A 12,399-nucleotide genomic window follows, 5' to 3' on the forward strand; every position below is an offset into this window, starting at 1 on the left:
GGACAGGCCATGAGAGAAGAGATACAGGAGCCTAGGGAGCTGTCGGCCATCGGCTCTTTGAATGAGGAGCAGAGGGAGGGGACTTCAGGAGCTTCGGAAGAAGGAACTGTGAATGCCGTGAAGCCCAAGCGTGGGAGGAAAAGCAAAACGGCGCCACCCTCCGATCCTCTCGAAGGCCTGGACGTAGAGGGAGCGCCCCATCTGCAGCGCATGTCCCCGGCATGGCAGCGGCTGTATGAGGCCATTGGGAAAGCGGCCAAGTCTTGAAGAAGGCCCAGCACGGAGCTGGCAGGTCGTTGCAGTTTGGTATTAGAGGGGAGTGCGTCATTTTGTTTGCTCTAAGGTGGAGTGAATGATCCAGCCATTGAACTAAGCTGAGCTATTGGCTGTCTTCCTGCCGCTGTCTTATTGTTCTAGGCATAATCGTTTTACGGCCACATTTTCAAACGGTTGTTGAGGGTCTATATAGCCTTTTTTTCATCAGCCCCTAGGTAGTGGGCGGGTGCCTTAAAGTAGGCTTGAGCCAATAATCGATCCAACTTAGCACATCAGGTCAGGGTATAGGATGCGGAGCTTCCTGTCTGACCCATAAGCATAGCAAAGGGGCTATCCCAAAGTAGAGTTCTCTACCGGGATAGCCCCTTTGCTGTTTGGCTTGCTCTTAGTCGATGAAGTCAGCGAGCGACAGGAAGCGTTTCAGCATCGTAGCTGCTTGAGCACGAGTAGCTTCGCTTACCGGAGCGATTTCGCTGTCCGTCAGACCGTTGACCAGACCTGCGTTGATTGCAGCTGCAACTTCAGCTTGAGCCCATACGATGCTGTCCGCATCTTCGAACTTGCTCAGTACTTCAGCTTGCTTGGAGGAGGAAACGGAAGTCTCGATGCCTGCATAGTTTGCAGCACGAACGACCATAGCGGCCAGTTCTTCACGAGTGATTTCTGCGTCCGGACGGAACGTGTTGTCCTCGTAACCGTTGATGATGCCTGCATACGTAGCGGATGCTACCGTGTTAGCATACCAAGCGGAAGAGTTCACGTCTGTGAAGTAAGTGTTTGTCGTTACAGCGTTGAGGCTCAGGGAACGTACAACCAGAGCAGCGAACTCTGCACGAGTGATGCTGCGGTCCGGTTGGAACTCGTCTGCGGTTACGCCGTCAACAACCAGCTTGTTCGCGAGCAGTTCCACATCGGATTGTGCCCAGTGGGAAGCCAGATCGTCGAAGGACTTGTTGGACTCGATAACCGTATAGATGCTGTTGCTGTTACGCTTCAGCGTAGCAACCGTCTTGCCGTCAGTCGTTTCGAACGTAGTTGGTACGAAGCTCAGCGTCTTCGTTGTTTCGTTGTAAACAACGCCGGCAGCTTTCTTCGAGTCTACATTCTTGTTCACGTTCAGCGTACGGGAAACGAAAGTTTTGCCCAGGTCAACGGCAACCGTTTTGCCCTTCGCGCTTGCTGTTACGTTGAAGTCAACAGCGAGTGCGATTGGAGCAGCGCCCAGTGCATAAACAGCCTTGGTTACATCTTCGCCGGCTTTCTTGGCAATCGTCACAGTAACCGTAACATCCTTCTGCTCAGCAGAAAGGGACTTCGCCAGAGCATCACCGTTCAGTACGGACAGCGGGAGCGTGTACGTACCGTTGTCGGAGATAACCGTGATCTGCGCGTTGTTGTACTTCTTCAGCGCATCCAGCAGAGCGGACAGAGGCAGGTCAAGCTTCTCGCCTTTGATCGTGATCTCTACTTTGTTGGTTGCAGCAAAAGCGGTTTGCAGCTCGTAAGCCGATACGGAACCCGTTACAGCATCAATCTTGCCGTTGCTGCTGGTGGAACCACCGCCGCCACCGCCACCAGGGCTCGATTTTTTACCGGAGTTGTTAACGCTGTAGGTTGCTTCCAGAACGCTGTTGAAGTAAGCGTTCAGGTTCACGCTGTCGTATGTTGTCGAGCTGACGCTCTTCGACCAGTTCAACCGGAAATCGTATCGCCCTGTCGAAGCGTTGTAGGTTGCATATGTAGCGGACAGGATGGAAGAACCGGAAGCATAAGTAGTCAGGTATACACTTTGTCCTACGGAGTAGGTGTCAGAGTATACCGAACCGCTAACCGATCTGTTGTACTTATCGTACTTCACGTTCTCGAAATGCACTGCTGCCAAAGCGAGTACGGGAAGCAGGATCGAAACAAGCATAAATAATGCCAAGGCTTGGGAAGTCTTTTTCATTACGCGTGTGTTCATGCCAATAGTGCTCCTTTTGTTTCTCAATAGATTTGTTTGTTGTTCATTCGATTGCACTTTGTATTCACACCTCCTTTTCCAGCGCATAATTGTAAGGACCAGGGTATATTCTATCATCAATCCGACATTAATGGTAGTATTTACACAAAAAAAGAAGGTAGATTCACAAAGAATCCAACCTTCTATCTTCGACATCATTCAATTACAGGCGATCCGCCAGCTTCAAGAACCGCTTCAGCATAACAGCTGCTTCCGCACGGGTAGCCGGCTTCGAGGAACCCAGTTGGTTGTCAGCTACACCATTGATCAAGTGAGCATTCAATGCGGCGGCCAGCTCTTGTTGAGCCCAAACTACTTCATTCGCATCAGTGTAACCAGACAACAGCTTATCCTGAGTAGCTTGTGGGACATGAGCAGAGATTTGGACATTATCCAGGGCGCGAACAATAATGGCGGCCAGCTCTTCACGTGTTGCGGAGTCATTCGGACGGAAGGTATTATCCTCGTAACCGTTGATGATGTCGGCATACACGGCCGAAGCAACCGTCCCAGCGTACCATGCAGAAGCATTCACATCCGTGAAGTATGTGCTGGAAGTTACCGATGGAAGTTCGATAGAACGAACAATCAGAGCTGCAAATTCAGCCCGGGTGATTGCACGATCCGGTTGGAATTCGCTCGTCGTTACACCGCTAATGAGGCCTTTGCTTGCGAGCAGTTCAATGTCAGCTTGAGCCCAGTGGGAAGCCAGATCTTCAAAAGTAACCTCTGCATAGACCTCTTCATTCACATTGTATACGTCCGTGTAAACGGAATCGGATACAGACTCATTTGCGCTTGCAGCACTGGAGTCAGCTGCTGCGAATGTCATGGCAGGCAGCATGATGGCCATCATCATGAAGGCTGCGAGCAGGCTCGCGATCTTGCGGGATACAGCTTGGTTCATCTTCATTTCTCTCCTTTCAGAAGTAAGCTGGTTTATGTAAGGGGTGATCTCTAAATAGATATTAATCTACTAAACTAAACGCACCTCTTTCATAGCACAACAGGGATCATTGTATCATAACTAAATAGAAGAATGGTAGCCTGCCCCGACTGGGATTGGCTACCATTTTAAGCGGTAAGGCTATTACAGATTAGCATTGACCAGGCTTTCGATTTTCTGCTTCTCTGTCGGATCCTTAGCAAGGAGCTTGTCCATCAGCGCTTGGTCACTCTTGCCCTGCTTTTGCATCGCGGCGAGATACCAGCGGACATTCTGTAATACAGCCGCGTCATCAAGTGAACCACCGATACTGTTTCTAAACATATTTTCTGCATCCGCGAAGTTGTCTCGGAAGAAGTAAATTTGTCCGAGGGCAAGAGTCATGCGCGGTGTGATATTGAACGGATTACCTTGACCTTGCTCTTTTGGCAGTGTAGCCAGATGCTTTTGCTTTTCCTCAAACTGTTTAAGCGTGGCCAAAGCCGCATCCCAGTGCTGATTCTGCTGCTCGACATTTCCCGCTTCACGGGCCTTATGCCCCAGATCCGTATTAAGGGAGATACTGAGTTCGTATAGTTCCACTTTCCATGGGAAGTTATTTAGTTCCATGTTAGCCAATTCAAGAGCTTCTTGGGTCTTTTCTTTTGTAATGTAGTTGTAGATTTGACGTTCTGTCAAAAGGTAGTTGTATGGCTCTTTTTGTCTTGCTTGTTGGAGCAGGGTATCCGCCTCTGCAAAGTACTTTTCATCCTTGGTTTGATTGTAGGCCTGAAGAAGAAGTCCTACCTTAGTATAGACATAATCCGGATGAGTGGGATCAATAGTTAATGCTTGGTTTAGAGGAGCTAGGATTTCACCTAAGCTGCTTTGTCCCGATGTTGCTAATGCTTTGGCATTTTTAAATTCACGGTTCGCGCTGACAAGCTGAACGGCATTAAAGAAAAGAACGAGAGAGATAAGCAATATAAAAGATGGGTAGATCCAACGTACACTGCCACCGCGTTGAAGTACAGCAGCTGACTTTTTGAGCATCAATTTATCACAAGAGATCAAGACGCCTAGGCACAGGTATAAGATAAAGCCTAAATATACATAACTCAAATCAAAATCAAGTGCGCTATGAATGAGCAGGGATACAGCCAAGATATAAAAGACTAACCGCTGGGACCTCTCATCCTCATCCTGCCGCATATAATTTCGGATAAAAATATAGAAAATCAAGATCAATATAGCTGCAAAAATAGCGAAACCCAATATACCAACTTCGGTCAGGTATTGAAGATAGAAGTTATGAGCCTGACGACTGGTGTAAGGATTGTTTTGATACTTCTCATACATGGCAGCCCAGGCCCCTCCGCCTGCACCAATAACTGGATAATCACTAAATAGTTTAAGTGCATCTTTGTAGAAGGTTCCTCGCTCTAGTACGCTGTGCTGCTGAAAATTTATGTTTTCTACACGAGTACGGATATTCTCAGGAAGCACCTTAGTTATACCGCTTCCGGATAAGAGGAGACCTGCACTTAATGCACCTATAATAACTGCAGCAGCGGGAATGGAAAATCGCGACCATGCTTTATTTTCAAACTGACTGCAGATCTTGGAAATGGCCGGTTCTCCAAATTTTTGAAGAAGCACGGCAAGTACCGCATAAATAAGTGAAACGAATAACAAGCTTGTCCAACCGGACGAGGCCAAGGAAGGGGTGAATGTATTGAATTGCTCCACGCCAATTGTAGTGATTTTATTGAGAATAATAAAGGAAAGCGCGAAAGAAAGAATCAGGTGTATAAGAAATAAAAGTTGCCGACCAGCCTTAAGGAATGGCAATATGGTAAGCAGAACAAATGGCAGTATTACAAATCCGCCGCGAGATAGAGTAACAAAAAATGAAATAATGATGGGGATAACCATAAATGAATGGACCCCCGTTACAATCCATTTCTTTGACGTTACGACAAGGTAGATTGCGATGAATAAGAGGGCAGTCAGAAAGCCTGCGTATGTGTTAGCATATTGAAAAACTGAAGTGAGACGCGGACCGTTGGAATCGGACATAACTGCATGGAGATAATAGTTATCCTGCATAGGGGCAGCAAACCATTTTACCAATGAATAAGCGAACTCTTTGTTACCGAGCCAGTTCAATATCCCAAACCATAAAATAAGATACGAAGTTGTAACAGTAGCATTTTTAAGAAGTGTCAGGCCTAAATTATTATTTTTTGTTAAGTAGTACCCAATTGTAAAGAAGGCAACGTATATTATTTGAATGTAAACCATGTTGGTCGCATATTTACTAGAAGCTGCGCTAATGGTGGAAATCAAGTAAGCTAGGGGGAGGAACCAAATTAGAATAGCTGCTAGATCAGCTACTACTTCCATTTTCCATTGAAAATATAGATATATACCCACTAAAATAAAGATAACGGCTGCCCAAACAAAGGAAGAGTAAATCGGGCCCTCGAAATCAAAATTGTTTCCGTTAAATAATGCTCTTTGAAAAGGCGCCCAAACCAAGAAGATTGTCGTGATACATGCAAGAATCCAGAATAGGATTGAACTTTTGTCGGGTGAATCTGACGAGTTTTTTAAGCCTGCAGAATAGGAGTAACTTTTTTGGGGACTCATATTAATTCTCCTTTATTTTCATTAAATACGCAAAAAATATATCATAAACTTATACTAATGGCCAATTTTATTTATATCTTATCTAATAGTTTGATATAATAACGTAGTTGTAAAAAAATTATAGAAATGGTTGGTAAACTGTATGTTCAAAAATCCGGTAGGAATTTCAAAAAATTTATGGGGATATCGTCAGTTGATTAAAGATTTAACCTTCCGTGAAGTGGCATCCAGGTATAAGGGGTCGGTTTTGGGGATTTTATGGTCTTTTATTACCCCCTTACTTATGCTAGTAGTATATACGTTTGTATTTAGCGAAGTGTTTAACTCAAAATGGAATGCTGCAAGTAACAGTAAGATAGAGTTTGCTATTATATTATTCTGTGGTCTAGTTACATTTAACATATTTGGAGATGTTGTCAGTAGAGCTCCTTCTCTCATATTGAATAATTCAAACTATGTAAAAAAGGTTGTCTTTCCACTAGAGATATTACCTGTAGTTGCTCTAGGCTCAGCATTAATTAATAGTCTTATCAGTATGGGGTTACTGATTCTTTTTATTGGTCTTTTTATGGGGGCCATTCATTGGACACTTATATTTGTTCCCATAGTTCTCTGTCCATTATTGTTGTTAGCGGTAGGTTTAGGATGGTTTCTATCGGCACTAGGCGTTTATTTAAGGGACATTGCTCAAGTCGTTACAATTGCAGTACAAGCATTAATGCTATTAACTCCTATTTTTTATCCAGCAACATTAATTCCAAAAGATCTATTATTCTTATATTTTTTAAATCCTGTGGGATATGTTGTGGAGAATATGAGAAAAGTCATGATTTGGGGACAAACACCTGAATGGGGAACTCTGGGTGTGGAAATGCTTATTGGTGTTATTGTGTTTTTTGTGGGTTACATTTGGTTTCAAAAAACTCGGCCGGGATTTGCGGATGTAATTTAATAAATGGAGGTTTATATGAATTCAGTTTCCATAAAAGTATCCGACGTTTCAAAAGTATATAAAATTTATAACAAACCTCAGGATCGTTTGAAACAGTCCTTATATAGAGGAAAGAGAAACTTTTACCAAGAGTTTACCGCATTGAAAAACGTTTCTTTTAACATTGAAAAGGGCAAGACTGTTGGAATAATTGGCAGAAATGGGTCGGGAAAAAGTACCTTGCTCCAAATTATTACTGGTACTTTACAAGCCACAACAGGTTTTGTGGAAGTAAACGGCCGAGTGGCCGCTCTGCTTGAGCTGGGAAGTGGTTTTAACCCTGAATTTACTGGTCGTGAGAACGTCTACTTGAACGGTGCTATTCTGGGAATTAGTAGGGGGGAAATGGAAAATAGATTAGACGACATTTTAGCCTTTGCGGATATTGGTGATTACATTGATCAACCGGTTAAAACTTACTCAAGCGGAATGTATGTAAGACTTGCTTTTGCTGTTGCTATAAGTGTTGACCCGGAGATACTTATTGTGGATGAGGCTTTAGCCGTGGGAGACGGGCGCTTTCAGTTAAAATGCTTTGAAAGAATAAAAGCCCTCAAGGAAGCTGGGACGACCATTCTTTTGGTTTCCCATGACCTGCAATCCATCCGGCAGTTTTGTGACGAGTGCATTTTGTTTGATAAAGGTAGACTGCTAGAACAAGGCCTTCCAAATGATATTGTAAATAAATACACTAAAGTATTATTCTCAGCACAAGAAGTTAATGAAGAAGAGGGAGAGACGGAAGCGTTTCAGGGCGCCAATACACTAGATAACGATAGTAGTTCTTCGGAGTCTAAGGAATTTCGATATGGTAATGGAGACGGCACTATTGATTCAGTTAGTCTCCTTGATAAGAAAGGAAAACCTACAACAGTAGTGACTTCGGGTGAGGAAGTCATTGTCAGAATGGACGCGACAGCACACAGATATATTAAGAAACCAATTTACGCGATTACCATTAAAACTGTTAAGGGTCTTGAAATATATGGAACAAATACTTACTATCAGAATCATGAATTTGTTCCCTTATCAGAAGACGAAAGCATTAGGGTGGAATTTAAACATAGATTAGTATTAATGCCAGGGACCTATTTTATCTCTTTTGGATTCGTTGAATTAATTAACGAGGAGATAACCCCTCTTGATAGAAGGTATGACGCGATTGAATTGAAGGTTCTGCCTAATGGGAAGGATCGTAGCTTTGGAATAGCAAATCTGGAGTCAAAGATAAATTATACCAAACTAGCTGTAAAATAATGTTTTTGGATTGAGAGGTTAATATGAAAAAAAAATATGGTGAAGTCAGTCTTAATCTGAAATATTATACTGGTCAAGATGGATATAGTGACGGTGATATCGAGAACGAAATCTTAGAGATTGTGAAAAATACTGAAGATTATACCCACTTGGTAGAGAATGATGAACGCTGGCCTATTTTATATCATTTATCTCCAATAAGAAGAAATTTATTGGAATGGGTACCTATCTCATCTCAAGAGAGTGTTCTAGAGATTGGTGCCGGATGTGGAGCGTTAACCGGTTTAATGTGTGAGAAGGCACAAAGAGTGGTCGCGATTGAATTGTCGAAACGAAGAGCTGAGATTAATGCCTATCGAAATAAACGACATAGTAATTTAGAGATCCTTGTCGGTAATCTAAATGACATGAAAATTAACGAAAAGTTTGATGTTGTTACCCTGGTTGGTGTTCTTGAATACGCACCAAGTTTTACTGTTGATGAGAAGCCGTTTGATCGTTTTTTGTCAAAAATTAAAGATTTTATTTTACCTGGTAAGAAGCTTATTGTCGCTATTGAGAATAAATACGGTTTGAAGTATTGGGCTGGTGCCAAGGAAGATCATACTGGGGTTATGTTTGATAGTATTCAAAATTACTATAATACTGAGCGTGTTAAAACATTCAGTAAGAATGAAATAACATTGCTTCTCCAGAGAAATGGGTTTGTTAATTTAAAATTTTATTATCCTATGCCTGATTATAAATTGCCGACCCAAGTTTTCTCAGAAAAAAGGCTCCCTAACATTGGAAATATAAATGGCTATGTAAATACAGATAGTGATAGACTCTCACTTTTTGATGAGCGGCTTGTCTATAATAACTTAATTGCCGATGGGCAGTTTGAATTTTTCGCTAACTCCTTTTTAGTTATTTGTGAAAATGGCGGTAGATAGGTGGGATTAAAATTGGAAGTTCTTTACGCTAAATATTCAAGGGAAAGATTGCCGGATTTTCAGACCGAAACATTGTTTGTTGAAGACGCGCATAGTGGGAGACAGGTCATAAAAAGGGGGCTATCTTCTCAAGCGGACGAGCACATTAGTAACATTTATGAAAATACCATGAGGTTGGCTAAAATATATAGTGGGCAAGTCCTTATTCCCCATAAAAGAGAAAATTCGTTAGTCTATAAATTTTTGAATGGCCAAACTTGGGATAACAGGCTTTTAGAGGCTCTACTTCATCAGGGCAAGGATAAATTCATTTTACTTCTGCGAGAATTTTCATTGTATATACATAGTCTACAGTCTACAACAAGTGGATATTTTAAAGCATGCAATGAATTTAAAAAGGTATTTGGGATAGAAATTGAACTGGAGCAGGCGCATTGTGTGTGTCCAGCTAATATTGATCTTATATTTGATAATGTTTTTATAATTGAAGAAAAGACAGAGAATATCATTTTGGATTGTGAATGGGTTTTTAATTTTAATATTCCATTAAAGTTTATTCTATTTAGAAGTGTGTATGCATTCTGGATTAAGTATCAAACCCAAATCGGTCGAGTAGTCACAATGGAGGAAATATTGGAACTGTTAGATATTTCGACTGATGAGGCGCTTCTCTTTTATCGGATGGAAGAAGAGTTTTTCCAAGTCTATGTACATGGCGAAAAATATAAATCTGGGATACTGAGTTCTTACAATAAAGAACCTTATACTTCGCAAAAGGTAACTAGCTTAATCTATGATAATTTATACGATGTACAAGTTCTTCTTCCAATAAATAATGTCTATACTTACGAGAAAACTAACCAAAACGAATTTTCTGAAGAATTTAAAGAGCTGTCTTTTAAGTTTTCAGATCCATTTGAAGATCATATTCGAATTGATCCTGTTAATTTGCCAGCTTTAGTGGATATAAAATCCATTGAATTATATAAAGTGAATGTAGATAAGTTGGAAAGAGTTTTTGTTTGTGATAAGGAGACTGAATTTGCTAACCTCTCCTATAGTGATAATATTCTTATCATAGAAAAGGGGAATGTTTTTTCATTTTTGACATTAGACAAGAAAAATCATTTATTTTTAAAAGTTCCTGAAACGAAGGGGAAAATTATTATTAAGGTAAATATTAGAGTTTCGAAAAATATAAAAGACGCAAGTGATTTTATAAAAGCCAAACTCGAGGAAACCAAGCAGCTTTATAGTATGAGAGAAAATAACTGGTTAGAGCAAGTTAATGAACTCAATGAAAATGTTGCGCAACTGCAAAATGATGTGGCTAATTTAGGTAGTCAATTAAAATCGAAGGACTTGAGAATAAGAGAACTAGAGGTTTCTTATAATATTAATATTGTAAAGCTTGCTGATGCTCTTAGTCACATTGAAAACCTTGGTGCAGAAGTCAAGCTATTAAGCCAAGTTATATCAGAGAAACAAAATATAATCAACTTGATGTCAAATTCACTTTCATGGAGAGTTACCCGTCCAGTTAGATTCATAGGGAGGACATTAAAGAAAAAGTAGGTGAGCATATGTCATCCCTTAATATAGACATTATTATTGTCACTTATAATTCTGCCAAATGGATTTATAAGTGCCTGGAGAGTATCGCGTTTACCAGATATAATCATAAAAATATATTTTTAACAATTGTTGATAATGATTCTTGTGATGATTCGATAAGAATAGCAGAAGACTTTGATAAGGCTTCTATTTTTGGTGGTTTTAATATATTGAAGGAAAAGCATAATCATGGTTTTGGTAAAGGCAATAATATAGGAGTAAAAAACAGTTGCCAAGATTATATTTTGCTATTAAATGTAGACACAGAACTTGAACCGGATTCTTTGCAGTTTCTAGTCAATAGAGTTATAAAAAGTGATGGTAATATTGCTCTGTGGGAGCTAAGACAATTTCCTTATGAGCACCCCAAAATTTACAACCCCCTTACCTTTGAAACCTCATGGTCTAGTGCTGCTGCTTGTCTTATAAAAAGGAGTGCATATTTGGAGATAGGTGGCTTTGATGAGCAAATTTTTATGTATGGGGAAGATGTGGATCTTAGCTGGAGATTAAAGGAGAAAGGCTATAAACTGGTATATGTTCCCGAAAGTACTGTATACCACTTTACTTTTGATCGTAAACAATCGGAAAAAGAAAAGCCGGACCAATATTATTATAGTGTTTTTAGTAATTTGCTTCTTAGATATAAGTTTGGTAGTTTCTTTGATGTAATCAAGGGATATCTTTTGTGTATTCTTCTTATCTTAAAGGGAAGACAAATTAATCGTATACGCTTATTGGCATTGCTTTCTAATAGTATACCTAAGGGTGTTACTATTAGAAAAGGGAGAAAGGGAAAGAGAATGCCTTTCTGGGGACGCGGGCGAAATGGAGATTTATATAAATTCAAAATATGGGATTACGAGATAGAAAGATTAGGAGCAAAGTATAAAAATACACCTGTTAATGGAAATCCTTTGGTGAGTGTTATAGTAAGAACCTGCAATCGGCCTCAGATGCTTAGAGAAGCTTTGTTGAGTATTAAAAACCAGACATATAAACATATAGAAATTATTGTTATTGAAGATGGGCAGAATTTTGCTGAATCTTTAATACAAGTAGAGTTTTTTGATTTAGCGATAAAATACGTAGCAACAGGAATGAAAGTTGGAAGAACTAAAGCTGCAAACTTAGGATTGTCTCTTGCAAAAGGTGAGTATTTTAATTTTCTTGATGATGATGATTTGTTTTATCCTGATCACATTGAAGTTTTGCTATCAGCCCTGACCAATAACTCAAATTACTTAGTGGCTTACAGTCTGGCTTTTGAAACTCCGATTTCAGTCCAGGTTTCTGAAACTAGAAATATTAAATATAATCTAATATTTAATGAAAGATTTAATATACTAACCTTATTGGAAAGAAACTTCCTGCCAATACAAACAGTAATGTTCTCTGGTAGACTTTACAAACAATTTGGTGGATTGGATGAGGCTTTAGATGTTTTAGAAGATTGGCATTTATGGCTGAAGTACGCTTTTAAATGTAATTCATTTTTATTTATTCCTAAAATTACGTCTTTATATAAAGTGCCGCCTAATAGAAGGGATAGAAAGAGGCGAAAAGACTTTTTTAAAAATGCAAGTATGCAAGTATATAAATTGATTCAACAAGAATACCTAACTATTAAAGTAGAGGATTATAAAAACTATAAAGAACAGAATGCCAAAATAAGAAAATTTAAAGATAAGTTGATCCGGCAGTTCAATAACTTTTTGAGAAACTACTAATGTTAAAGAGGGTGCAG

Annotated in this window: 9 protein-coding genes; 6 read left to right on the top strand and 3 right to left on the bottom strand. The window is 40.1% G+C overall.

The genetic code is table 11. The features are described 5' to 3' along the window. Nucleotides 1-9 precede the first annotated feature (9 nt). On the top strand, nucleotides 10-267 hold the full coding sequence (locus ACP26L_RS03205; RefSeq protein WP_426451080.1) for a hypothetical protein: 258 nt from the start codon (nucleotides 10-12) through the stop codon (nucleotides 265-267). Between the two features lie 394 nt (nucleotides 268-661). Here the strand turns inward: ACP26L_RS03205 and ACP26L_RS03210 are convergent, their stop codons facing one another. From ACP26L_RS03210 to ACP26L_RS03220, 3 genes are all read right to left on the bottom strand, one after another. Then, a complete protein-coding gene (locus ACP26L_RS03210; RefSeq protein ID WP_426451081.1) occupies nucleotides 662-2,239 on the bottom strand; it encodes an S-layer homology domain-containing protein in 1,578 nt (525 codons plus the stop codon). Nucleotides 2,240-2,441: 202 nt separating this feature from the next. Further along, a complete protein-coding gene (locus tag ACP26L_RS03215) occupies nucleotides 2,442-3,185 on the bottom strand; it encodes an S-layer homology domain-containing protein (protein ID WP_426451083.1) in 744 nt (247 codons plus the stop codon). A 183-nt stretch (nucleotides 3,186-3,368) separates the two neighbouring features. Next, nucleotides 3,369-5,855, bottom strand: a complete 2,487-nt coding sequence (locus ACP26L_RS03220; protein WP_426451085.1) for an O-antigen ligase family protein — start codon at nucleotides 5,853-5,855, stop codon at nucleotides 3,369-3,371. 142 nt (nucleotides 5,856-5,997) lie between these two features. On the opposite strand from ACP26L_RS03220, the gene ACP26L_RS03225 reads away from it, so the two are divergent. From ACP26L_RS03225 to ACP26L_RS03245, 5 genes are read left to right on the top strand one after another with little or no spacing between them, the layout of a single operon-like run. Further along, nucleotides 5,998-6,807 (top strand): ABC transporter permease, encoded by an 810-nt coding sequence (locus ACP26L_RS03225; RefSeq protein ID WP_426451086.1) that lies wholly within the window; start codon nucleotides 5,998-6,000, stop codon nucleotides 6,805-6,807. Nucleotides 6,808-6,810: 3 nt separating this feature from the next. Continuing rightward, nucleotides 6,811-8,103 (top strand): ABC transporter ATP-binding protein, encoded by a 1,293-nt coding sequence (locus tag ACP26L_RS03230; protein ID WP_426451088.1) that lies wholly within the window; start codon nucleotides 6,811-6,813, stop codon nucleotides 8,101-8,103. Between the two features lie 23 nt (nucleotides 8,104-8,126). Next, nucleotides 8,127-9,038 carry a class I SAM-dependent methyltransferase gene (locus tag ACP26L_RS03235; protein ID WP_426451089.1) on the top strand — a complete coding sequence of 304 codons (912 nt, stop codon included), beginning with the start codon at nucleotides 8,127-8,129 and terminating at the stop codon, nucleotides 9,036-9,038. A 12-nt stretch (nucleotides 9,039-9,050) separates the two neighbouring features. Next, complete coding sequence (locus ACP26L_RS03240) at nucleotides 9,051-10,613, top strand: hypothetical protein (RefSeq protein WP_426451090.1); 1,563 nt, start codon at nucleotides 9,051-9,053, stop codon at nucleotides 10,611-10,613. A gap of 8 nt (nucleotides 10,614-10,621) precedes the next feature. Continuing rightward, nucleotides 10,622-12,382 carry a glycosyltransferase gene (locus tag ACP26L_RS03245; protein WP_426451091.1) on the top strand — a complete coding sequence of 587 codons (1,761 nt, stop codon included), beginning with the start codon at nucleotides 10,622-10,624 and terminating at the stop codon, nucleotides 12,380-12,382. Nucleotides 12,383-12,399 lie beyond the last annotated feature (17 nt).

Origin of the sequence: Paenibacillus sp. S-38 (assembly GCF_049942825.1) — a bacterium.
Lineage (GTDB): Bacteria > Bacillota > Bacilli > Paenibacillales > NBRC-103111 > Paenibacillus_G.